Source organism: Kitasatospora sp. NPDC005751, assembly GCF_040630835.1.
Taxonomy (GTDB): Bacteria; Actinomycetota; Actinomycetes; order Streptomycetales; family Streptomycetaceae; genus Kitasatospora.
Window position 1 is genome coordinate 436,206 of record NZ_JBEXYC010000001.1, and the last position, 20,649, is coordinate 456,854.

Below are 20,649 nucleotides of genomic sequence, written 5' to 3' on the forward strand. Positions count from 1 at the left end.
CATGCTGGAGACCACGGCGGAGAACGTCGTACGGAGCTGGGTGGACGGCTGGGTCGTGTCGCGGTCGGCCGCGCCGCCGATCGTGGAGCCCTGGGGCTACACCGTCGACGTCGGCCTCACCGACCACGTGACCCGGCACGTCCTGGACGCCACCGGGGACGCCGTACGGGAGGCCGACGTCCGCAAGGTCGCCGGCGCGGTGCGCGCCCGGGGGACGTGGCTCAAGGTCTTCGCGGAGCCCGCCGTCATCGCCCCCTGGCTCGGACCCGACTGGTGGGTCGACGACGAGCCGGCCTACCTGATGACCGTCCGGCTGGCCCCCGCCCCCGGGCTCACCGCCCCCGCGGGCTACCACCTGCGCACCTGGGCCCGCGGCGAGGTCGTCCGCGCCCTGGTCACCGCCGAGGACGGCGCACTGGCGGCCCGCGGCCAGATCGGCGTCTGCGGCGCGACCGCCGTCGCGGACCAGATCGAGACCTCCGCCGAGCACCGCCGCAAGGGCCTCGGCTCGCTGGTCATGCGGACGCTGGCGGGCGCGGCGCACGACCGGGGCGCCCAGACCGGGGTGCTGGCCGGGACGCCGGACGGGCGCGCGCTGTACCGCACGCTGGGCTGGCGGGTGCTCGCCCCGCTGACCAGCGCCAAGTACGTCGGCCCGCAGGGCGCCTGACACGGCGCCGCCCCTGACCCGCCGCGGTGGCGGGCCAGGGGCGGGGCAGCGCCGGTCGCGGGGTCAGCCCTCGGTCGGCCGTCCGTCGAAGCGCTCGTCGTCGTTCTTCCACTCCCGGTTGCGCTCCTCGGCGGTCTCCAGCGCGTGGGCAGCCTCCTCACGGCTGGCGTACGGGCCGAGACGGTCCTTGGCGGGGCACTCCGGCCCCTCCTCCACCTTGGCGTGCTTGATGCAGTAGAACCACTCGCCCGGCAGTCCGGTCGGCTTGCGGTGGAATCCCAGGGGCATGGCGCTCACTCCCGTTCGATGGACCTGTCGTCACTGATCATCGCGCGCGGCCGCCCGTCCCGCACACCCCCGGAGGGCCGGGGACCGGCGGATAGACTCGCGACCATGGCTCTCGTACCCGGCATCCAGTCCCCCACCCGCAAGGTCCCGGCGCACATCGCTCGCCCCGAGTACGTCGGACGGCCCGCGCCGGCGCCGTACACCGGGCCCGAGGTGCAGACCGCCGAGACCATCGAGAAGATGCGGATCGCGAGCCGGATCGCCGCCCGGGCGATGGCGGAGGCCGCCAAGCTGATCGCGCCGGGCGTCACCACCGACGCGCTGGACGCCGTCGCCCACACCTACATGTGCGACCACGGGGCCTACCCGTCCGACCTCGGCTACCGGGGCTTCCCGAAGTCGATCTGCACCTCGATCAACGAGGTGATCTGCCACGGCATCCCCGACTCGACCGTGCTGCAGGACGGGGACATCGTCAACATCGACGCCACCGCGTACATCCACGGGGTGCACGGCGACCTCAACGCCACCTACCTCTGCGGCGACGTGGACGAGGAGTCCCGGCTGCTGGTGGAGCGCACCCGGGAGTCGCTCGCCCGGGCGATCAAGGCGGTCAAGCCCGGCCGGCAGATCAACGTGATCGGCCGGGTCATCGAGTCCTACGCGAAGCGCTTCGACTACGGCGTGGTGCGGGACTTCACCGGGCACGGCATCAACACGTCGTTCCACTCCGGCCTGATCGTCCCGCACTACGACAGCGAGCGGGCCACCGAGGTGATCAAGCCGGGGATGACCTTCACCATCGAGCCGATGCTGACCCTGGGCACCTACGACTACGAGATCTGGGCCGACGGCTGGACGGTCGCCACCAAGGACCGCAAGCGGACCGCCCAGTTCGAGCACACGCTGGTCGTCACCGCCGACGGCGCCGAGGTCCTCACCCTGCCGTAGCCCGCTCCCCCGGGTGGGCGCGCTAGCCGATCAGCCACTGCTCCTCGGCGACCGCGCCCACCTCGGTGCAGGCGTCGGTGAGCACGTCCAGGACGCGCAGCGGATCCGGCAGCGGCTGCTCGGGCCCGCGGAGCCAGCGCACCTGCGAGCCGTCCGGCAGCGCGGCCGGCGGCAGCAGGGTGTACGAGCCGCGGCAGTGCCAGCGCAGACCGGGGTGCTCGGACATGGTGTCCGGCGTGGAGTCCAGCGCGCTCGGCCACCACTCGTCCTCGTCCACCGGGGTGCCCCTGGTGGCGGTGAAGAAGAGGTAGCGGTCCTCGCCGACGGCGGCCACCGGACCCTCGACGCCCTGCGCCGCGAGCCGCTCCAGCGCCAGCCGGCCGGCCTCGGCCGGGACGTCCAGGACGTCGTGGGCGCGGCCGGTGGCGGTGATGAAGTTGGCCAGTGGGTCCCGCGAGAGCCAGCGGGCGACCTGCTCCGGCTCGGTGGTCGCCTGGCTCTGCCAGGCGAAGGAGACCGGGTGCTGCGCGGGGGCCGGACAGGCCACCCGGTCGCAGGAACAGCGGTAGCCGGCCGGATGGGCGGCGGGTGCGAGCGGGAAGCCGGCGCGCACGGCGCCCAGCAGCTGATCCAGTCTGGCGGCGGGGCTGTCCGCGTCGGCCGACCGGGCCCGCTGACGTTCACGCTTCTGCCACCAGGTCGTCCACCTGCTGCCGGCTTCCATCGGGCCCCTTCCGCGCATTGCCGTGCCTGGTGTGACACAGCATTCGACGTACCACTCCGACGCAACGCACAGCGCCCCCCGCTGCTTCCCGGGACGGTGCTCGGCCCTGCTGTCCGCGCCCCGTCGGCCGGAGCCGGGGTTGCCGGACGGCCGACGCCCGGGTCACGGCACGGAGTCGCGGCAGTGCGGAGACTGCGGCTCGGCGGCCCGGCGGGCACACCGCTGTGCGCCTCACCCGGCCCGTACGGGGCCCGCTGACCCGGGTGAACCCCGAGGGCGTAACAGGAAGGATAAGGGTGCGCGGGCCCTTCGGATGACCGGGGGCGGTGCCTCTCCGGTCACACTCCCGGCACCCGGCCCTCACAGTGCCTCCCCGCGCCGCCGTACCGCCCCGCCCGCGGTCGGCCACCGGTCGGCCGCCGGTCCGCCGCGGCGGGGTGAGACCCTGGTGGGGTGAAGAGCGCGGACACCGAATTCGTCGGCGGCCCCCTGGACGGCCGGATCCTCCCGATCCCGTTGGGGCCGATGTACGGCGTGCCCAAGACCTACAAGGTGCCGGTCCCCGCGCACGGGGAGACTCCCGCGCGCACACTGGTGTACGTCCGGGTCAAGGAGCAGCGGGGCCTCCGCTGGTTCTGGCGCTACGAGTACGACGAGACGGCCACCGCCCGCACCTCCGGGTGACGGCCGCTCCCCCCGGGAGGACGGCGATGGCGAAGACCGTACGGACCCGCACCCGGCGCCGGCCGCAGGCCGTGACGCAGCACAACCGGCAGGTCGCGGTGGTCACCGCCGCCCTGCTGGTGGTGGTCAGCCTCTACAGCGCGGCGCTCGGGCCGAACGCCTGGCTCTGGTTCGGCTGGACGGTGCTGCTGCTCGCCTGCGTGGCACTGTTCGCCGTCCGCGGCTGAGCGGCGGCACCGTCCGCCGTCCCCGCCCCCCTCGGGGCGGTCAGGCATCCTCGGCGAGGATCAGGTAGAGCTTCTTGCGGGCCTCGTTGAGCACCGCGAGGCCCTTGGCGCGCTGCGCCTCCGTCCCCGTCGCCATCACCTGCCGGATCGCCTGGTCGACCGCACCGAGCGCCTGGCCCACCTCGTGGACGGCCTCCCAGTCGACCTCCCGGCCGGCCTCCGCCCACGGCTCGGCGGGCCCGGCCTCGGCCTCGGCCCGGCCGGCCTCGGTGAGCGAGACCAGTCGCTTACCGCCCACCTCCTCGGCGGTGATCAGGCCCTCCTCCTCCAGCAGTTGGAGGTTGGGGTAGATCGAGCCCGGGCTCGGCCGCCAGGCCCCGCCCGTCCGCTCGGCGATCTCCGCGATCATCTCGTAGCCGTGCATCGGCCGTTCCTTGAGCAGCGCGAGCAGCGAGGCCCGCACGTCCCCGCGCCGGGCCCGCCCGCCGCGCCGGCCGCGCGGACCGTGCCCGCGCCCGCCGTGCCCGCCGAAGCCGTGGCCGAACGGCCCGCCCGGCGGCCGCCCGGGACCGCCGCCGAACGGCGGCCCGAACGCGCCGAACGCCCCACGGCCCTCTCCGCCCTCACCGGGGAACTCCCCGAACTCCGGGCCCCGCCCGCGGCGCCGACCGCCGCGCGGACCCTCTTTCCCGTATCGCGTTCCGGAGCGCATCGCGCTCACCTCCTGGTAGACCGGACAGTGTTCACGTCACTGTCTCAATAGCTCGACGATATATCGCCGACTGTCGCTCGTCAATCGTTGACGACTGGGCCACCCGCGTGTGCGGCCGGCGGGGACGGGCCACCGCCGCCGGGGCGTCTCCCGGCGCGCTGCCGACCGGTCACCGTGGGGCCGGGCCGGACCGGCCCGGTGAACGGGCCGGTGAACGGACGGCACTGTCACGGGAGTCGGGGCGGCCGGTACCGGTCGCGGGCGGCCCGCCGGTGGTGAACCCGGGCCGGTGCGGGGGCCGTCAACCGTGGTGTCGGCCCTCCGGGCCGGCCGGTTCGACCCCGCTCGCCGTGGGCGCGCGGGGCCGAACGACGGCTCACCCCGGTCAGACGGCTGACCGATGCCCAGGAGGTCCGCGCATGGCGCCGAAGAAACCCGTGAAGGTCCTGCTCGGAAGCACGACGCTGGCCTGTCTCAGCGCCGGCGTGATCGCGGTCGCCGGCGTGGCGTCCGGGACGGAGGGGACGGGGGCGACCGCCTCCGTCGCGGCGGTCGGCAAGGCCCGCCCGGCCCTGACGTTCAGCAGCCTGGACGGCCCCGTCACCCCGGACGAGATCAAGTCCTTCACCGCGTACATCAAGACGCTCACGCCGGCCGCCGACAACATCGGCAACCAGTGGGCCCAGGGCCACAGCGGCGAGGACACCAAGGCGATGGGCCTGGTGTACGAGGTCTCCGCCGACCGCGCGATCCTCGACCGGATGATCGTCTTCTGCGACGCCGTCCTCTCCGAGCGCAACGACCTGGCCAAGCGCCCGGTCGGGCAGCACGTGCTCTGGACCGGCAAGGTCGACCCCGCCTGGCCCAACGACGTCACCACCAAGCCCGTCGGCACCGGCGGCGAGCAGGGCGACCCGGTGGGCCACCTCGCCAACTGCGCCCGGCTGATCCTGCGGACGCCGGCGCTCTGGCAGACGCCGGTGACCACCGGCGACCCGCACGGGTACGGCGCCACCTACCTCGACCGGGCCAAGCGGTTCGTCGCCGAGGCGGACACCGCCGTCGACCGGCACATCCTGGCCCGGCTGCTGGACGTCTCCAAGGGCAACCGCCAGTACTTCGCCGCGGACTCGCCCTACAAGGGCGGCCAGCCGGTGCCGTGGAACCAGCAGATGATGTTCGACTACGCCTTCCAGAACCTGGCGATCGCCCACCAGCTCCTCGGCGACGACCCGAAGCGGGTCAAGCGGTACGACGCCCTGGTGCAGAGCAGCGTCGACTGGTTCTTCTCCTCGGTGCGCACCTACACCGACCACGCCGGCAGGCCCGCCTACGACTGGGGGTACGCCCCGGCGACCAACGGCAAGGAGGACAACAACCACGGCAGCCTGGACTGCGCGGGCCTGTACCGGGCCTACCTGTCGGGCCGCTACAAGATCACCCCGGCCATGCTGGCCCCGCTCGCGAACACCTTCGTGGACGTGATGAGCAAGCCGCCGCACCACTACGCGGGCAAGATCGACGGCACCGACGGCGCCGGGAACAGCGCGCCCACCGACTACGTCCGCAGCGGCTGGCTGCTGATGGCCGAGTTCCGGCCCGACGCCTACCAGAAGCTGATGAACGCCAACTTCCCCAAGCGGACCACCACCGCGGACGACCAGTTCTCGCGCGCCCTGATGCTCAAGAGCCGGCGCCACAAGACGCAGGGCTGACCGGGGGCCGGGCCCGGGCACCGACACGCCGCGACGGCGGGCCGGTGCCCGCCCCCCAGCCGTTACGGTGGCGGGCATGGCCGGAGAACGAGATCTTGCGACCCTGCTGCGCGGCATGCGCCCGCGGCTCAACCCGGGGCGCTACGTGTACTGCACGCTGCCCGCGAAGGTGCCCGCCGGGATGCGGCCGGTGGTGACGGTCGCCGAACCCGAGGGGGTGACGGTGGTGGTCGCGCAGGAGGAGGCCGACGCGCTCGGCCTGCGTTACGAGTACGTGGCGGCCTGGATCACCCTGCACATCCACTCGGCGCTGGAGGCCGTCGGCCTGACCGCCGCCGTGGCGGTGCGGCTCGCCGAGGAGGGGATCAGCTGCAACGTGGTGGCCGGCTTCCACCACGACCACCTGTTCGTCGGCGCCGACGACGCCGACCGCGCGGTGCGCGCCCTGGAGGAGCTGTCCGCCCGGTCCGCCTGACCGGGTGCGCCGAGTGGCCGCTCCCCCCGGGGGCTCCGAGACTGGGAGGGCTGAGCGCCCGCCAGGTCGGTCAGCCCCCCGACAGGAAGGGAGACGGCCCCATGGCGGTCTGCGACGTCTGCTCCAACGACTACTGGCTGTCCTTCGAGATCAAGACGATCACCGGCGACGTGTACACCTTCGACAGCTTCGAGTGCGCGATGGAGAAGCTCGCCCCGCGCTGTGAGCACTGCCAGGTCCGGATCGTCGGCCACGGCGTCGAGGTCGCCGGCCGGTTCTTCTGCTGCGCGCACTGCGCCCGGGTCAACGGCGGCCTGGGCGAACAGATCCGCGACGCGGTCGGGGCCCACCCGGCCTGAGCGGCGCACGGACCGGTCGCTCCCGGCACGGGCGGGCGCTGCCCGCGCCCGTGCCGGGGCGGGCAGGAGCGGAGAGGGGCGGAAGAGTCGGCCTGTACGCCGGGAACAGTCTCCGCACCAGCAGCTACCTGCGGAAACGCTCTTTCCGGCGGTCCGATCGCCACCTGATCGCCACACCTTCGGCGACCGCCACTCATCGGGCCTCTTCAGCGGCTCCTCGTCCGTCGTGAGCCTCTCGTCAGACGGTGGTGGTGCAGACGAATCCGAGGTCGGCCAGGCCCTCGCTCTGGCACAGTCGGTCGGATGAGCCCCCGGCAGCTGTCTGCAAGAGCTGGTAGTCGGCGCCGTATTCCTTACCCCAGTGCATCGCCGAGCGCCAGAGGAGCCGACCGAGGCCGAGGCCTCGGTATTCCGGCAGAACACCGAAGTACTGCGGAAGAAGTCGTCGCCTACCGATGGGGTCGGCCATGGTCTCCATGGGGCCGATTGCGCCTACTACGCGCTCGTCCCGGACAGCGACCAGCACAGGGCCGGTGCTGTCGATCCGGGAGTGCAGGAACACGAAGCCCTCGCCGGCCAGCTTCTCGGCGAACTCGGGGAAGGTGGTCCGGATGGCTTCGGGCTGTTGGCCGAGAGCCTCGATTCCCTCGACGGCTGGTGCGTCCTGGTCGAAGGTACGGAGCTGTACGCGGGTAGAGGCGGCCACTGGGTCGGCGGCGTCCTGGAACCACACCACACGGGCTTTAGCCCCGTCATGCTCGGCGGCAAGCTTGGCGGCGAGTTCCTCGGCCTCCTGGCGATACTCGCGGGCACCGTAAAGATGGACGCGCAGGATGCCGCGACCGGTGATGGTGGGAATCAGCGTGCGAGCCTGGTCCTGAACGACGGCGTCCAGCAGGACATGCTCGTCCTTGTAGTCGGACCACCGCCGGTCCTTGTCGTACGGCAAGAATTCTCCAGTGCCGGCGACGGCGAACACCTCGGCCAGAAGCTTCGCGGAGATAGCGTCGGAGTGGAGCGGCCCGAGCGTCGGAAAATAGGGGACGCACATCACGGGGCGCAGCAAGTCCCAGCGCAGATCCATAGCCGCACCCTACTCGCCCGCCCCGCACGGCTCAGGCCCCGACGCGGAGAGCGCCGGGGCCTGAGCGTTACTGATCAGGTGCGATCAGCGGGTGGTTCAGTGCGGGTTGTCGTCGCCCGCGTTGCACGAGCACTTCACGCTGTCCATGACGTCGTCCAGGTCGCCGACGGCGATGATCTCGGTGACGGGCGAGGTCGGGGCCGCGATCGGCCGCGTGAGGTACGGCAGGCGCTGGGCCGGGCCGTCGTCCGGGAGCGGACGCCTCGGGAAGAGTTCGACAGCTACAGCGGTCATGTCACCCTGCTTTCTTGATCCCGTGCTGGCAGTAACTTGCGAGTGGTGCCTTCGCCTCCTGGTAGTGCTTGGCCAGCGGCCGGCACACGGTGCACACGCCGGAGAGCTGGCAGCCGGAGCATCCACCGGTGCGAAGCATGAGGCGGTCGGCGATGGCGCCGAGCCGGGCGAGGCCGTTGATCCCCTCGATGGGGAGGCTGACTTGGTCGTCACGGCCGATCTTGCAGATGGACACCAGCCCGTGTGGGTCGGCGTGGAAGAAGGTGTGCCCGGCGTTGCAGCCGCCGAACGGCTTGCGCATCCGCAGGTGTTCCTTGGACTGCGCGGTCAGCGACTCCGCCCCGCCGTAGATCGTCGGAGTCATGTTGGTGAAGACGTTGTACTCCAGCCCCCAGCCTTCACACAGGTCGATCATCGCCAGTTCCTCCGTGGCGTTGTCCTCGGTGACGATGATGCTCATCCGAAGCGGCAGCTTGGCCCGGCGGCCGGCGTTCATGCCCTGGATGAACAGGTCCCAGGCACCTTGTCGCTGGGTCAGCTCGTCGTAGCTGGCCTTGGTCGCCCCGTACATCGACACCGTGACCCGATAGGGCGGGCACTCGCGGAACATCTCCAGCAGGTTCTCCCGCCACAGCAACGAGGCGTTGGTGGAGACGGTGATCATCATGCCCAGCTCGAACGCACGGCGATACGAGGGCATGAAGTCCCGGTCCACGGTGGGCTCGCCCCCGGTGATCTGGAGCCAGAGGACGCCGGCTTCGGCCATGATGCCCAGGCAGGTGAGCTTGTCCGCGAGCGGCATGCCCGAGTTGACCTTGAGCCCGAGATAGCAGTGTTTGCACTTGTAGTTGCAGCCGAGGTTGATCTCCCAGCTGGCTCGCGAGTATCCCCACGTGGAGGGCTGTCGGACCAGCAGGACGTCACCCGCAGGACGACTGGTCACGTCCAGGTCCGCCCACTGGGCGCGCACGGCGTCCGCGAGCCACGAGGGAGCTGCCTGAGCGGGGTTATGGGCGCGCAGATCCTCGTAGTTGGCCTGCGGGAGCCGGAGACCACCCCGGCCACCGGGGCGCACCAACAGGTATTCGTCCAGGAACGGACTGGCGATCAGGTTGTGCACGTGTTCCCTTCCTTCGCTGAGCGGTATTTGGTGGCTGTGACGCCCTGAGCTCCTGCCTGCGACAGGGTTTTCGGTGGGCAGCCGATCTCGGCCCAGACCCATTTGCCGAACGGGGCTTCGTCGACACCCCAGCGGTTGGCGATGCGGTCGACCATGCCGCGCCCAGACGTCTCGGTGACCCCGGTCTTGACGACCACGGGCAGGGCGCGTGACGAATCGCGGACCGCCAGTCTGAGCCGGTCACCGTCCAGGCCGAGTGCCGCACACAGCCAGGTGCAACCGGTATGCCGGGCTGCGTTGCCGACCAGTTCCGAGACAATCAGCCGAGCATCTTCCAGCAGATCGAGACGGCCCCAATCGGTCAGCTTCTCCTGGACCAGGTGTCGGGCGCTCCTCGCCGACTCGGGGGCGCAGGGCATGTGCCGCATGCAGCGGTGGCGGCGCTGCATGGTGGGCACGTCAAGTGCGGTTATCACCGCAGCCCCCGGTACTGCCGGAGCCACCGGCCGCGTTGGAGCTGCCATAGGCGGATCTCCGGAAGGAGCGCCCAGCTCTCGGCCGGGACATAGAGCGCGGTGACCCTACCTGCCTCGTCGGTGTCGGCATGGATCAGGCCGCGCTCGGTGAGCAGCAACGTCGTCATGGTCGTCAGGGCGGCCTCCGGTAGTCAGGGGCCGCCCGGCGCTCTTCCACGGAGCCGAGGGGGATCGGTGATTCCTCGCGCCGGGCGGCTGTTAGTCATTGAACGGCGCGGGCATGCCGTAGGAGAGGGGCCACGAAGGGGTGCATTTTCCACCAGGGGACCGCCAAGGGGGCCAGAATTGTGGACCTGTCAGCTATGAGCTAGGAGGCCGCAGGTGAGCGGTGTCAGCCTGGACGGGATCGGCCGACTGTTGCGGGAGATCCGCGAGGCGCATCCGAAGAAGACGCGCGCCGAGCAGGCCGCGTTAGTCGCCACCGCAAGTGGCGAGTGGTGCGACTGGGAGACCATCAAGCGGTGGGAAACCGAGAAGCGAATTCCGCAGAAACCCTCGTACCAGGGGATCGCCGACGCCTACGGTCTGACCGTGGGCCAGGTGGCCGAGGCCGCCGCCGCCTCCCGGCGGTACCGGAGTGAGCGCAGCGCGAAGGGCAACAGCGTGGACAGGCGGAAGTTCATCGGAGCAGGAATAGGAGCAGCCACCGGCCTCGTCGCGCTGCCCGGCATGGCACAGGCCCACGAGGGGATCACCGCCGCGCTCAGGTCATCCGGAGAGGGCGATCTCGCCTACTTGGAATCGGCGTTCGAGCGACACCGGGGTGGCTACCGTGGCCGGGCCCCGGAGGCGGTGCTGGCCGAGATGATGAGCGATCTCGATCTGCTGGGTGAGGTGCTGAACCGCCCTCACCCGGCGCGTACCCGCGCAGACCTCGCCCGGACGGCAGCAGGCATTGCGGGCTTGGTGGCGATCGTCCAGCACGATCGCGGTGACCAGCGCGACGCGTACCGGTGGTTCGCCACCGCCGAGCAGGCCGCGCGGGAGTCCGGTGATCAGCGGATGATCGCGTGGGTGCTGGCCCGGCATGCCATGGTCCCGCTCAACTACGGCGCTCCTGGGGCTGCCGCTCGGATCGCCGAGCAGGCTCGGCGGGAGGCGGGGAGCAGCCCGACGGCGGCCGGAGCACTCGCTGCAGCCGTCACAGCGCGGGCTCTGGCAGCCTCCGGCGACCGCGAAGCGGCCCGGCGAGCAGTGGACGACGTGCGGAATCTGGCGGAACGGCTGGAGGGCGCCGAGGCGGCTGACACCTGGTTCGGCTACCCCGGGCAGAAGCACCACGTGCACCTGTCGCAGGCGTACACGCTGCTGGGCGACACGGGCAGCGCCTACCAGGCACAGGAGGACGCCCTGGCGCTCACGGACTCTCCGTCGGTAATGGCGCGCGCCCTGCTGGCAGTGGACACCGCCGCATGCCTCGGCGTCGACGGCGACCCGACCGGTGCGGCGGAGATGGCGTCCGGGGTGTGGGAGCGGCTGCCGGCCGCCTACCGTGAGGGCCTGATCCGATCCCGCACCGAGACGCTGCATCGCCGGCTCACCGGTCGGCCGTACGCGCTGCTCGGGGAGGCGCTGGCCAGCTAGCTGCGACGAGGTTACCGGGGGCTCTTGGGCGGCTGCTTCGACCGTTCTCACCGCCACTCAATCGCCACACAGCACCCAGAAAGAGGCCGCAATGGACACGAAGGGTCAGCGGGCGATTACAAGGCTTTGAGATGCGAAAAGGCCCTCTGACCTGCGAGATTGCAGATTAGAGGGCCTTTTCTAGGTCAACGACGGAAGAGTCGGCCTGTACGCCGGGTTCTGTCTCCTGGGCTGCTCGCGCGGCCCGGGGAGGCGGTCATCCATCTAGGACTGCCGTTGCCGACAGCCTCGTGCGGTCTACCCGCGGACTCGGGCGAGCAGCCCTCGAACATCCGCGCACGGTGCCCGGGGGCACCGATCTTGACCTTGCTCCAGGTGGGGTTTACCGAGCCGGCCGAGTCACCCCGGTCGCTGGTGGTCTCTTACACCACCGTTTCACCCTTACCCGCCGCCGAAGCGGTGGGCGGTCTGTTTTCTGTGGCACTGTCCCGCGGGTCACCCCGGGTGGGCGTTACCCACCACCCTGCTCTGTGGAGCCCGGACGTTCCTCGGCGGGCCCTGAGGACCCGTCGCGACCGCCCGGCCGGCTCTTCCGCCGTAGTGGTCATCGTAACCGCTCGGGCGGGGCGTCCCGTACCCCGGCCCGGACGAGGGGCGGGTCGCCGCCGAGGCGGGCGGCCACCCGAGTGGCGGTGCCGGTGGCCCAGGCCGTGGTGGTGACCAGCCCGAGGAGGAGGATCGCGAGGCCCAGCCCGGTCACGATCCACCAGCCGGCGTGGCTGGCCGGGGCGAAGCCGGTGGCGACCGGGCCGACGACGGCCGAGGTGACCACCGTGCCGATCACCGCGACGCCGAGCGACTGACCGACCTGCCGGCTGGTCGAGGCGACCGCCGCCGCCACCCCCGCCTGGGCGCGCGGCATCCCGGAGACGGCGGCGTTGGTGATCGGCGCGTTGACCATGCCGAAGCCGAAGCCGAACAGCGCGTAGGCGGCCAGCAGCAGGCCCGGCGGGGAGTCGGCGGTGAGCCGGGTGAGCAGCAGCCCGCTGGCGGCGAGGCCGAGACCCGCCGCGACCAGCGGGCCGCGCGGCCCCCGGCCGCCGACGATCCGGCCCGAGAGCGGCGCGCAGACCAGCATCATCCCGGCCATCGGCAGCGTCCACAGGCCCGCCTCGACCGGGCTGTAGTGCCGGACGTTCTGCAGGTACAGGGTGTTGAGGAAGAGGAAGCCGCCGAGCGCGGCAAAGGCGCAGACTGCGGTGACGGTGGCTCCGGTGAACGGCGCACTGCGGAAGAACCGCGGGTCGACCAGCGGCTCGGTCACCCGCAGCTCCCAGAACGGGAAGGCCACCAGCGCGGCCACCGCGGCCGCGCCGAGCCCGAGGATCAGCGGAGACGTCCAGCCGTGCTCGGGGCCCTCGATGATCGCGGCGGTGCCGCAGCCGAGCAGCACCACCATCAGCACCTGGCCGACCGGGTCCAGCCGGCGGGGCCGCGGCGAGCGCGACTCGGGGACGTAACGGGCGGTCAGCAGGCAGGCGACCAGCCCGACCGGGACGTTGATCAGGAAGATCGCCGGCCAGCCGGCGATGTTCACCAGGAACCCGCCGAGCAGCGGGCCGAGCGCCATCGAGATGCCGACCACCCCGCCCCAGACGCCGATCGCCCGGGCCCGCTCGCGCGGTTCGGTGAAGGTGTTGGTGATGATCGACATCGCCACCGGGTTCAGCATCGAGCCGCCGACGGCCTGCACCGCCCGGAACACCACCAGCCACTCCAGGCTGGGTGCCAGGCTGCAGAGCAGCGAGCCGAGCACGAAGAGCAGCAGACCGGTCTGGAACACCCGGCGGCGGCCGAAGCGGTCGGCCACCGAGCCGAACAGCATCAGCAGCGAGGCCAGCACCAGGGTGTAGGCATCGATGATCCACTGCAGGCCGGAGGCCGGGGCGTCGAAGTCCTGCTGGATCGCCGGGAGGGCGATGTTCACCACGGTGTTGTCGAGCCCGACGATGAACAGGCTCAGGCAGCAGATCCCGAGGATCAGCAGCCTGCGGCGCCGGCCCGGGTCGGCGGACGGCGCGGGGAGGGAGGTCGGTTCGGCCACGGGTCGATCCTCCCACCCGGGCGCCCCGGGGCGGCGGTGGATCGGCCCGTCCGGGTGGCGCGGCCCCGGGCGGTCCGGGCGGTCCGGGCGGTCCGGGCGGTCCGGGCGGAGGCCCGGGCGCGGGGGTCCGGCGCGGGGGGGGCGTCAGAACGCGCGTCAGAACGCCTCAGGGCGCGGCGAAGCGGACGGTGCGGGTGGCCGGGTCGGCCTGCGTCAGGCGGGCGGCGATCCGGCCGCCGAGCGGGAGCACCGCCCCGCCCGCCGCCTCGCAGCGCGCCCGGACGGCGGGTTCGCGCAGCTGGACGGTGCCGCGCGCGGGCCGCTGCTCGTCCACGTCGATGACCACCGCGGGGAAGTCCTCGCCCTCCCGGCCGGCCAGCAGCTCCGCCTCGACCAGGTCCACGCAGGCCCGTTCGACCTCGGCCGAGCGGCGGTCCCCGGCCGCCATCAGGGCGGGGACGCCGGGCAGTGCCTCCCGGACCCAGTCCGGCACCTCCTCGCCGGCGGCCACGGCCGCGCAGACCTCCTGGGCGAAGCGGTCGCCGAGCCGGCGCAGCGGCGCGGTGCAGTGCGCGTACGGGGCGGCCAGCGCGGCGTGCACCGGGTCGGCCGGGGCGGGCAGGCCACGGGCCTCGTCGAAGGCCCGGTAGCCGGCCCCGCGCAGCAGTCCGGTGCACTCGTTGAGGAAGGCCGCGTGCAGCGGGGCCCGCGGGTCGAGCGAGCGGACGAGGTCCGGGTAGGGAAGGTCGTCCGGCCAGGTGATGTCGAGCGCGCGGGCGGTTCGGCGCAGCCGCTCGTACGCGGCGGCGGGCGCGGCGGGCAGGGTGCGCAGCAGGCCCACCCCGGCGTCCAGCATCAGGTCCGCCGCGGCGGTCCCGGTGAGCAGGGAGATCTGGGCGTTCCAGCCGTCGGCGGGACCGAGCGCGCGGTAGCCGAGGACGTACCCGTGCAGGGTTTCCTCGATCTCCTGCTCGGGGACGGGCAGGCTGATCCCGCCGCGGGCCCGCTCCTGCTCCTCGCGGAGCCGGCCGACGGCGGCGAGCAGGGCGAGCTGCTCGTCGGCGCCGCCGGCGTCCACGGCCCGCTGGACGTCGTCGTAGTCGAGCCGGCGGTGCGAGCGGACCAGCGCGCGGCGCAGGTCGGCGAGGACGACGGCGCCGTCGGTGTCCAGGTCGAGCTGCCAGAGCAGGGCCGGGCGGGTCTCGCCGGGCAGCAGGCTGGCGGCGTCCTCGCTGAGCCGGGCCGGGTGCAGCGGGACGCGGTGGTCGGGGAAGTAGAGGGTCTGGACGCGGCGGCGGGCCTCGGCGTCGATCGCGCCGCCGGGGCGGACGAAGGCGGCGACGTCGGCGATCGCGTAGTGCACCCGGTAGCCGCCGCCGGGCCGGTGGGCCAGGTGCATGGCCTGGTCGAGGTCGCGGGAGCCGGGCGGGTCGACGGTGAAGAGCGGGAGGTCGGTCGCGTCGTACTCCGGCAGCCGCGGCGACTCGGCGGCCCGCTCGGCCTCCGCGAGCACGGCCTCCGGCCACCCGGTACGGATCTCCAGGCGGGCGCGCAGCTCGGCCAGTTCGGCGTTGATCCGGGCCGAGTCGGCGGCTTTGACGCGCAGTTTTCGGCGTGGCATGCAGGCAGCGTAGGGCGAATCGGGTGATTCCGGGCGGACGTCGGCGGCCGGGCGCGCCGACGTCCGCGCCCGGGCCGCCGGGGCCGCCCCCGCTCAGCGGCCGAGCAGGGCCCTGAGGTCCTTGGCGGCGAGAGCCACCGCGTCGTCGTAGCCGCCGGTGGCCAGGCGGAGCACGAAGGCGACGGCGTCGTCCGGGTGCGGGTCGGTGTAGGGCTCGGCGTTGTAGTCGAGGAAGAGCAGCATCGCCTCGAAGGCGGTGCGCTTGTTCCGGTCGATCAGCGGGTGGTTGCGGGCGAGGCTCTGGCCGAGCGCGGCCGCCTTGGTCCAGAGGTCGGGGTAGGCGTCCGCGCCGAACACGGTCGCCCGCGGGCGGCCGAGCGCCGAGAGCAGCGCGCCCTCGTCGCGGATGTTCTCCGGGCCGCCGGCGAGGTAGCTGACGTCCGCCAGGTCGAGGTACTCGACGTGGTCGCCGGGCCGCTGCCCGGTCACAGGTCCTTCAGCCGCTCAAGCGTCTCCGCGTTGGCCGCGCGGATCCGGGCGACCATGGCGGCCCGGCGCTCCTCCCGGCCGGCGGACGGCCGCTCGGCCAGCGCCTCGGGCAGCTCGGACTGCCGCACGTCGAAGGCCAGCTCCGCGCGGTCCGGGCCGGACGCCCCGGTCACCCGCACCCGGCCGGCCAGCACCGCCTGGGCCGCCGCCCGGAGCGCGAACTCCAGGGCCTGCCGGGTCCGCGGCGGCAGGTCCGCGGGCAGCCGGACCGGCAGGGACTCCTCCACCGCGTCGTCGTCGCCGGGCACCAGGTCCAGGGGGCGCATGGTCATCTCGTCACTCTCCTTCGGTGCCACCGTATGCCGCGGCCGGGCGGCGGCCCAACGGGTTCTCCGTAAGCGCTCGTAGGGTGGCCTCATCGATCGGACGCGGAAGGGGGCTCGGGGGATGGACGCGGTACGGGTGACGGGGGCGGCGGTGGCCGGGGGGCTGGCGGTGACGGGGGCGCTGCACGCGCTCTGGACGGTGACGCCGTGGCCGGCGCGGTCGCGGCAGGAGTTCGCGGACACCGTGATCGGCACCGGCGAGGGCGTGCCGCCGGCGGCGGCCTGCCTGGCGGTGGCGGGGCTGCTGGGCTCGGCGGCGTACCTGGTCGGCGCGGAGGCCGGGGCGCTGCCGGCGGTCGGGCCGCGCGGGGTGCGCCGGGCCGGCGTCCGGACGGTCGCGGGGGTCCTGCTGGCGCGCGGGGCGGCCGGGCCGCTGGTCTTCGGCGTGCTGAACGAACGGACGGAGCGCTTCAGGCGGCTGAACGCGCGCTACTACTCGCCGCTCTGCCTGGCGCTCGGCGCCGGGGCGGCGCTGGTCGCGGCGGCGCCCCCGCGGCCCGGGCGGTAGCGGGGTTACCCGCCGCCGGGCCGGCTTGCGTAGGGTGGCGGGGTTCGCCCGCCACAAAATGTTGAGGAGTCCGCTGTGCTGGTGCTGTTGCCGCCCTCGGAGGGCAAGGCCGCGTCCGGGGACGGCGTTCCGGTGGCGCTCGACGCGCTGTCGCTGCCGGGGCTGACGGCGGCGCGGGCGCGGGTGCTGGAGGCCCTGGTCGGCCTCTGCCGGGGGGACGAGGAGGCCGCCGCCGGGGTGCTCGGCCTGAGCCCCGGGCTGCGCGGCGAGGTGGCCCGGAACGCGGGGCTGCCGACGGCCGGTGCGCGGCCCGCCGGCGAGGTGTACACCGGCGTGCTCTTCGACAACCTCGGTCTGGCCACCCTGGACGAGGCCGCGTACGACCGGGCCGCGCGCTCGCTGCTGGTCTTCTCCGGCCTCTGGGGCGCCGTCCGGATCGGGGACCGGATCCCGCCCTACCGCTGCTCGATGGGTGTGAAGCTGCCCGGCCCGGGCGCCCTCGGCCCGTACTGGCGCGCCGCGACGGCGTCCGTGCTGCCGGAGGTGGCCGACGGCCTGGTGCTGGACCTGCGCAGTTCCGCGTACGCGGCGGCCTGGAAGCCGGCCGGGGAGCTGGTGACCCGGACGGCCACCGTGCGGGTGCTCCAGGAGCGCGACGGCAAGCGCTCGGTGGTGAGCCACTTCAACAAGGCCACCAAGGGCCGGCTGGTCCGTGACCTGCTGGTGGCGGGGGCCGAGCCGAAGACGCCCGGCGAACTGGTGGACGCGCTGCTCGGACTGGGGCACCGGGTGGAGGTCGCGGCCGAGGGCACCGCCCGCAAGCCCTGGCAGCTGGACGTGGTGGTCACCGAGGTGCACTGAGCCGCGCCGAACGGCGCCGGCGGCGGGCCCCGGTGGGCCCGCCGCCGGGGCGTCAGCGCAGGTGCCCGGTGTCGTTGAGCAGCCGCACCGAGGCGTTGCCGTCCGCGTAGTACTGGACGGCGCAGAGCGAGGCGGCGGACAGCTCCATCCGGTAGAGCGAGTCCGGCGGGGCGCCGAGCGCCAGCCGCACCAGGGTCTTGATCGGGCTGACGTGCGACACCACCAGGACGGTCCGGCCGTGGTGGCGGGCCAGGATCTTGTCCCGGGCGACGCCGATCCGGTGGGTGAGCGCGGTGAAGCTCTCGCCGCCGCCGGTCGGCTTGGCCTTCGCCGAGCCGAGCCAGGCGTTGAGGTCCTCCGGGTGGCGCTCCTGCACCTCGGCGAAGGTCAGCCCCTCCCAGGCGCCGAAGTCCACCTCGCGCAGGCCGTCCTCGTAGCGGACCTCCAGGCCGAGGCGGGCGGCGACGGTCTCGGCGGTCTGCCGGGTACGGAGCATCGGCGAGCTGACCACGGCCTGGACCGAACCGCGGGAGGCCAGCGCCTCGGCCGCCCGCTCGGCCTGCCAGCGGCCCTTCTCGGAGAGCTCCGGATCGCTGCCGCCGCTGCCGGAGAAGCGCTTCTCCGGGGTGAGGTGGGTCTCGCCGTGGCGGAGCAGGACGAAGGTGGTCGGCGTGCCGAGGTCGGCGGCGGCCGCCCAGCCGGCCTTGGGCGCGGCGGTCTCCAGCGGGGGCTCGTCGGCGACGGCGGGCCGCTCGGCCCCGGCCGCCCTGGGCTCCCACTGCCGGCCGGCCTTGCCCGCGTCCATCGCCTCGTTGGCCAGCCGGTCGGCGTCCTTGTTCCGCTCGCGCGGGATCCAGGTGTACTTGACCTGGCCGCGCGGCAGCACCGCCCGGGCCTCGGCGGCGAGCGGCTGCATGTCGGGGTGCTTGATCTTCCAGCGCCCGGACATCTGCTCGACCACCAGCTTGGAGTCCATCCGGACGTCCACCGAGGCGTCCGGGTCCAGCTCCCGGGCCGCCTTCAGACCGGCGATCAGGCCCTTGTACTCGGCCACGTTGTTGGTCGCGTGGCCGATGAACTCGGCAGCCTCGGCGATGATCAGGCCGGTGTCGCCGTCCCGGACCACCGCGCCGTAGCCGGCCGGCCCCGGGTTGCCCCGGGAGCCTCCGTCGGCCTCGACGACGAACCTGCGCCCCGCCATCGGCTCAGATGCCCGAATCGGCGGTGCGCACCAGGATGCGGCCGCAGTTGTCGCAGCGGACGACCGCGTCCTTGGGCTCGGCCTTGATGGCGTTCAGGTCGGAGACGGCGAACTCGACCCGGCAGCCCTCGCAGCGGCGCTGGTAGAGACGGGCCGCGCCGACGCCGCCCTGCTGCTCGCGCAGCCGGGTGTAGAGCTTCAGCAGGTCGGCCGGAACGACGGCGACGACGGCCTCGCGGTCGCGCTTGACCTTGTCGGCCTCGGCGTCGATCTCGGCGAAGGCGGCGTCCCGGCGGGCCTCGGCCTCGGTCAGCACGACGGTGGAGTGCTCCAGGCGCGCAGTCAGCTCGGTGACCCGGGTCTGGGCGGACTCCAGGCGCTCCATGATCTCCAGGACGACGTCCTCCAGGTCCCCCTGGCGCTTGGCGAGCGAGCCGATCTCGTGCTGGAGGTTCTCCAGGTCCTTCGGCGAGGTGATCGCGCCGGAGTCCAGGCGCTGCTGGTTGCGGGCGGAGCGGCTGCGGACCTGCTCGACGTCCTGCTCGGCCTTGGTCAGCTCGCGGGTGGTGTCGCCCTGCTGGGCCTGGGCGGCCACCACGAGGTCCTTGAGCGCGGTGTGGTCGGCGGTGGCCTTGTCGATCTCGGCGTGCTCGGGCAGGCTGCGACGCCGGTGGGCCAGCTGGTCGAGCTTCGAGTCGATGGCCTGGAGGTCGAGCAGGCGGATCTGGTCGGCGGGCGCGGCGTTCAAGCGGAGAGCTCCTGTGAATCGGGTCAGGCGGTGAAGGACATGGGGGCGTGCGCGGTCCACGGGTCGGTGACCCGGTGGGAGACCTTCGTCTCCACGGCCCAGCCCCGCTGCTCGGCGGCGCCGTGCAGCGCCCGCTCGGCCAGGGTGAGCCAGGGCCACTCGGTGGCCCAGTGCGCGGCGTCGACCAGTGCGACCGGCGCCGCCTCGGCGGCCTCGGACGCCGGGTGGTGGCGCAGGTCGGCGGTGACGTACGCGTCGACACCGGCCTCGCGCGCCTGCGCGAGGAAGCTGTCGCCGGCGCCGCCGCACACCGCGACCCGGCCGATCAGGCGGTCCGGGTCACCGGAGACACGGACGCCGGCGGCGGTGGCCGGCAGGCCCCCGGCGACCTTGGCGGCGAACGCGGCGAGGGTCAGCGGCGGTTCCAGCAGGCCGATCCGCCCGCTGCCGCGCCGGCCCAGCGGGTCCGTCGGGTCCGGCACCAGCGGGCCGGTGACGCGCAGGCCGACGGCCTCGGCCAGCGCGTCCGAGACGCCCGGGTCGGCGTGGTCGGCGTTGGTGTGCGCCACGTGCAGGGCGATGCCGGCGCGGATCAGCGTGTGCACCACCCGGCCCTTGGGCGTGGTGGCCGCGACGCCGGTGGTGCCGCGCAGGTAGAGGGGGTGGTGCGTGACCACGAGGTCGGCGCCCCACTCGACGGCCTCGTCGACCACCGTCTGCACGGGGTCGACGGCGAAGAGCACGCGGCGGACCTCGGCCCGAGGGTCTCCGCAGACCAGGCCGACGGCGTCCCAGGACTCCGCCCACTGCGGCGGATAGATCTCTTCGAGCGCGGTGATGACGTCGGACAGTTTCGGCACCTGTCGAGACTACCGTGCGCGCGGGGGCGCCCGGGCCGCCCGGGGCCCGGCCCGGGGGTCCGCGGCCCGGCGTCAACCTGCGGTTCCGGGCGTTCGAGCGGCCGCCGGGGGGCTCGTTCGGAGCGCTCGGGGCGCCCGCGGGCGCGGTCGCGGGCCGGGACACGGGCCGTGCGGGCGCCGTGGCCGCCCGGCCACACGGGGGCACCGCACACATCGGCCGGCTCGCACATATTCGAAACCACGCCCAGATCACCCTTACGAGTGAAGTGACCCGCTACGCGTTGAGTCCGTCCGGAAACCGAAAGTAACTTCACTTCTGCGAACGGGAGTTGCCTCGGCCAGGGAGCCGGAAGGGCACTCGGCCGGGATGCGGGCCAGGTCGGACCGGCCCGCGGCGGACGCGGCAGGGCCGCGCTCCCGTACTTCCGAGAGACCGATCAGGCCGCCG

Annotated in this window: 25 protein-coding genes and 1 other RNA gene; 10 read left to right on the forward strand and 16 right to left on the reverse strand. The window is 73.3% G+C overall.

Annotation, left to right across the window (positions count from 1 at the left end; all coding sequences use genetic code 11):
* Nucleotide 1 precedes the first annotated feature (1 nt).
* Nucleotides 2-670, forward strand: a complete 669-nt coding sequence (locus tag ABZ497_RS01940; protein ID WP_359802795.1) for a GNAT family N-acetyltransferase — start codon at nucleotides 2-4, stop codon at nucleotides 668-670.
* Between the two features lie 63 nt (nucleotides 671-733).
* Here the strand turns inward: ABZ497_RS01940 and ABZ497_RS01945 are convergent, their stop codons facing one another.
* Nucleotides 734-958, reverse strand: a complete 225-nt coding sequence (locus ABZ497_RS01945; protein ID WP_329487389.1) for a hypothetical protein — start codon at nucleotides 956-958, stop codon at nucleotides 734-736.
* Nucleotides 959-1,063: 105 nt separating this feature from the next.
* On the opposite strand from ABZ497_RS01945, the gene map reads away from it, so the two are divergent.
* On the forward strand, nucleotides 1,064-1,909 hold the full coding sequence (gene map, locus ABZ497_RS01950) for a type I methionyl aminopeptidase (protein WP_359802797.1): 846 nt from the start codon (nucleotides 1,064-1,066) through the stop codon (nucleotides 1,907-1,909).
* Nucleotides 1,910-1,931: 22 nt separating this feature from the next.
* Here the strand turns inward: map and ABZ497_RS01955 are convergent, their stop codons facing one another.
* Nucleotides 1,932-2,633, reverse strand: coding sequence for a bifunctional DNA primase/polymerase (locus tag ABZ497_RS01955; RefSeq protein WP_359802798.1), 702 nt, complete (start codon nucleotides 2,631-2,633; stop codon nucleotides 1,932-1,934).
* A gap of 453 nt (nucleotides 2,634-3,086) precedes the next feature.
* Here ABZ497_RS01955 and ABZ497_RS01960 point away from each other — a divergent pair, with 453 nt between their 5' ends.
* On the forward strand, nucleotides 3,087-3,317 hold the full coding sequence (locus tag ABZ497_RS01960) for a hypothetical protein (protein ID WP_329487392.1): 231 nt from the start codon (nucleotides 3,087-3,089) through the stop codon (nucleotides 3,315-3,317).
* A gap of 26 nt (nucleotides 3,318-3,343) precedes the next feature.
* Nucleotides 3,344-3,544, forward strand: a complete 201-nt coding sequence (locus ABZ497_RS01965; RefSeq protein WP_329487393.1) for a hypothetical protein — start codon at nucleotides 3,344-3,346, stop codon at nucleotides 3,542-3,544.
* A 40-nt stretch (nucleotides 3,545-3,584) separates the two neighbouring features.
* Here the strand turns inward: ABZ497_RS01965 and ABZ497_RS01970 are convergent, their stop codons facing one another.
* A complete protein-coding gene (locus tag ABZ497_RS01970; protein WP_359802801.1) occupies nucleotides 3,585-4,256 on the reverse strand; it encodes a PadR family transcriptional regulator in 672 nt (223 codons plus the stop codon).
* A gap of 419 nt (nucleotides 4,257-4,675) precedes the next feature.
* Here ABZ497_RS01970 and ABZ497_RS01975 point away from each other — a divergent pair, with 419 nt between their 5' ends.
* From ABZ497_RS01975 to ABZ497_RS01985, 3 genes are all read left to right on the forward strand, one after another.
* A complete protein-coding gene (locus tag ABZ497_RS01975) occupies nucleotides 4,676-5,971 on the forward strand; it encodes a hypothetical protein (RefSeq protein WP_359802802.1) in 1,296 nt (431 codons plus the stop codon).
* 76 nt (nucleotides 5,972-6,047) lie between these two features.
* Nucleotides 6,048-6,446: an ACT domain-containing protein gene (locus ABZ497_RS01980; protein WP_329487396.1), complete on the forward strand. Its 399-nt coding sequence runs from the start codon at nucleotides 6,048-6,050 to the stop codon at nucleotides 6,444-6,446.
* Nucleotides 6,447-6,547: 101 nt separating this feature from the next.
* Nucleotides 6,548-6,805, forward strand: a complete 258-nt coding sequence (locus tag ABZ497_RS01985) for a Prokaryotic metallothionein (protein ID WP_329487397.1) — start codon at nucleotides 6,548-6,550, stop codon at nucleotides 6,803-6,805.
* A 238-nt stretch (nucleotides 6,806-7,043) separates the two neighbouring features.
* Here ABZ497_RS01985 and ABZ497_RS01990 read toward each other — a convergent pair whose 3' ends face one another.
* From ABZ497_RS01990 to ABZ497_RS02010, 5 genes are all read right to left on the reverse strand, one after another.
* Nucleotides 7,044-7,889 carry a GNAT family N-acetyltransferase gene (locus ABZ497_RS01990; protein WP_359802804.1) on the reverse strand — a complete coding sequence of 282 codons (846 nt, stop codon included), beginning with the start codon at nucleotides 7,887-7,889 and terminating at the stop codon, nucleotides 7,044-7,046.
* A gap of 96 nt (nucleotides 7,890-7,985) precedes the next feature.
* Nucleotides 7,986-8,183 carry a hypothetical protein gene (locus ABZ497_RS01995; RefSeq protein WP_359802805.1) on the reverse strand — a complete coding sequence of 66 codons (198 nt, stop codon included), beginning with the start codon at nucleotides 8,181-8,183 and terminating at the stop codon, nucleotides 7,986-7,988.
* Nucleotide 8,184: 1 nt separating this feature from the next.
* On the reverse strand, nucleotides 8,185-9,303 hold the full coding sequence (locus ABZ497_RS02000) for a radical SAM protein (protein ID WP_359802807.1): 1,119 nt from the start codon (nucleotides 9,301-9,303) through the stop codon (nucleotides 8,185-8,187).
* The gene (locus ABZ497_RS02005) at nucleotides 9,291-9,761 is read right to left on the reverse strand and encodes an ATP-binding protein (protein WP_359802808.1); all 471 of its coding nucleotides are present in this window, start codon (nucleotides 9,759-9,761) and stop codon (nucleotides 9,291-9,293) included. The genes ABZ497_RS02000 and ABZ497_RS02005 overlap by 13 nt, the downstream gene beginning before the upstream one ends.
* Nucleotides 9,762-9,775: 14 nt before the next feature.
* On the reverse strand, nucleotides 9,776-9,946 hold the full coding sequence (locus ABZ497_RS02010) for a hypothetical protein (RefSeq protein ID WP_359802810.1): 171 nt from the start codon (nucleotides 9,944-9,946) through the stop codon (nucleotides 9,776-9,778).
* 214 nt (nucleotides 9,947-10,160) lie between these two features.
* On the opposite strand from ABZ497_RS02010, the gene ABZ497_RS02015 reads away from it, so the two are divergent.
* Nucleotides 10,161-11,423 (forward strand): transcriptional regulator, encoded by a 1,263-nt coding sequence (locus ABZ497_RS02015; RefSeq protein WP_359802811.1) that lies wholly within the window; start codon nucleotides 10,161-10,163, stop codon nucleotides 11,421-11,423.
* A gap of 192 nt (nucleotides 11,424-11,615) precedes the next feature.
* On the opposite strand, the gene rnpB is transcribed toward ABZ497_RS02015, so the two are convergent.
* From rnpB to ABZ497_RS02040, 5 genes are all read right to left on the reverse strand, one after another.
* Nucleotides 11,616-12,014, reverse strand: an RNA gene (gene rnpB / locus ABZ497_RS02020) — RNase P RNA component class A.
* Between the two features lie 13 nt (nucleotides 12,015-12,027).
* Nucleotides 12,028-13,527, reverse strand: a complete 1,500-nt coding sequence (locus tag ABZ497_RS02025; RefSeq protein WP_359802813.1) for an MFS transporter — start codon at nucleotides 13,525-13,527, stop codon at nucleotides 12,028-12,030.
* Between the two features lie 166 nt (nucleotides 13,528-13,693).
* A complete protein-coding gene (locus ABZ497_RS02030) occupies nucleotides 13,694-15,148 on the reverse strand; it encodes an RNB domain-containing ribonuclease (RefSeq protein ID WP_359802815.1) in 1,455 nt (484 codons plus the stop codon).
* Between the two features lie 93 nt (nucleotides 15,149-15,241).
* The gene (locus ABZ497_RS02035; protein WP_359802817.1) at nucleotides 15,242-15,637 is read right to left on the reverse strand and encodes a Fic family protein; all 396 of its coding nucleotides are present in this window, start codon (nucleotides 15,635-15,637) and stop codon (nucleotides 15,242-15,244) included.
* The gene (locus ABZ497_RS02040; RefSeq protein WP_359802818.1) at nucleotides 15,634-15,969 is read right to left on the reverse strand and encodes a hypothetical protein; all 336 of its coding nucleotides are present in this window, start codon (nucleotides 15,967-15,969) and stop codon (nucleotides 15,634-15,636) included. The genes ABZ497_RS02035 and ABZ497_RS02040 overlap by 4 nt, the downstream gene beginning before the upstream one ends.
* Nucleotides 15,970-16,084: 115 nt before the next feature.
* On the opposite strand from ABZ497_RS02040, the gene ABZ497_RS02045 reads away from it, so the two are divergent.
* Entirely contained in the window at nucleotides 16,085-16,531 is a 447-nt protein-coding gene (locus ABZ497_RS02045) for a DUF3995 domain-containing protein (protein ID WP_359802819.1), read from the forward strand.
* Nucleotides 16,532-16,606: 75 nt separating this feature from the next.
* On the forward strand, nucleotides 16,607-17,392 hold the full coding sequence (yaaA, locus tag ABZ497_RS02050) for a peroxide stress protein YaaA (protein ID WP_352286912.1): 786 nt from the start codon (nucleotides 16,607-16,609) through the stop codon (nucleotides 17,390-17,392).
* A 52-nt stretch (nucleotides 17,393-17,444) separates the two neighbouring features.
* Here yaaA and ABZ497_RS02055 read toward each other — a convergent pair whose 3' ends face one another.
* Genes ABZ497_RS02055 through ABZ497_RS02065 form a run of 3 tightly spaced genes read right to left on the reverse strand, consistent with a single transcriptional unit; the run spans nucleotide 17,445 to nucleotide 20,201 of the window.
* A complete protein-coding gene (locus ABZ497_RS02055) occupies nucleotides 17,445-18,593 on the reverse strand; it encodes a bifunctional RNase H/acid phosphatase (protein ID WP_329487402.1) in 1,149 nt (382 codons plus the stop codon).
* Nucleotides 18,594-18,597: 4 nt separating this feature from the next.
* Complete coding sequence (locus ABZ497_RS02060; protein ID WP_329487403.1) at nucleotides 18,598-19,341, reverse strand: C4-type zinc ribbon domain-containing protein; 744 nt, start codon at nucleotides 19,339-19,341, stop codon at nucleotides 18,598-18,600.
* A 23-nt stretch (nucleotides 19,342-19,364) separates the two neighbouring features.
* Nucleotides 19,365-20,201, reverse strand: a complete 837-nt coding sequence (locus ABZ497_RS02065; protein ID WP_359802822.1) for a Nif3-like dinuclear metal center hexameric protein — start codon at nucleotides 20,199-20,201, stop codon at nucleotides 19,365-19,367.
* Nucleotides 20,202-20,649 lie beyond the last annotated feature (448 nt).

Coding starts and splice junctions, on each gene's coding strand:
- ABZ497_RS02040 (WP_359802818.1), bottom strand. CDS start 15,969: ATGACCATGCGCCCCCTGGACCTGGTGCCCGGCGACGACGACGCGGTG.
- ABZ497_RS01970 (WP_359802801.1), bottom strand. CDS start 4,256: ATGCGCTCCGGAACGCGATACGGGAAAGAGGGTCCGCGCGGCGGTCGG.
- ABZ497_RS01965 (WP_329487393.1), top strand. CDS start 3,344: ATGGCGAAGACCGTACGGACCCGCACCCGGCGCCGGCCGCAGGCCGTG.
- ABZ497_RS01945 (WP_329487389.1), bottom strand. CDS start 958: ATGCCCCTGGGATTCCACCGCAAGCCGACCGGACTGCCGGGCGAGTGG.
- ABZ497_RS01985 (WP_329487397.1), top strand. CDS start 6,548: ATGGCGGTCTGCGACGTCTGCTCCAACGACTACTGGCTGTCCTTCGAG.
- ABZ497_RS02010 (WP_359802810.1), bottom strand. CDS start 9,946: ATGACGACGTTGCTGCTCACCGAGCGCGGCCTGATCCATGCCGACACC.
- ABZ497_RS01975 (WP_359802802.1), top strand. CDS start 4,676: ATGGCGCCGAAGAAACCCGTGAAGGTCCTGCTCGGAAGCACGACGCTG.
- ABZ497_RS01990 (WP_359802804.1), bottom strand. CDS start 7,889: ATGGATCTGCGCTGGGACTTGCTGCGCCCCGTGATGTGCGTCCCCTAT.
- ABZ497_RS02030 (WP_359802815.1), bottom strand. CDS start 15,148: ATGCCACGCCGAAAACTGCGCGTCAAAGCCGCCGACTCGGCCCGGATC.
- ABZ497_RS01980 (WP_329487396.1), top strand. CDS start 6,048: ATGGCCGGAGAACGAGATCTTGCGACCCTGCTGCGCGGCATGCGCCCG.
- map (WP_359802797.1), top strand. CDS start 1,064: ATGGCTCTCGTACCCGGCATCCAGTCCCCCACCCGCAAGGTCCCGGCG.
- ABZ497_RS02045 (WP_359802819.1), top strand. CDS start 16,085: ATGGACGCGGTACGGGTGACGGGGGCGGCGGTGGCCGGGGGGCTGGCG.
- ABZ497_RS01995 (WP_359802805.1), bottom strand. CDS start 8,183: ATGACCGCTGTAGCTGTCGAACTCTTCCCGAGGCGTCCGCTCCCGGAC.
- ABZ497_RS01955 (WP_359802798.1), bottom strand. CDS start 2,633: ATGGAAGCCGGCAGCAGGTGGACGACCTGGTGGCAGAAGCGTGAACGT.
- ABZ497_RS02055 (WP_329487402.1), bottom strand. CDS start 18,593: ATGGCGGGGCGCAGGTTCGTCGTCGAGGCCGACGGAGGCTCCCGGGGC.
- ABZ497_RS01940 (WP_359802795.1), top strand. CDS start 2: ATGCTGGAGACCACGGCGGAGAACGTCGTACGGAGCTGGGTGGACGGC.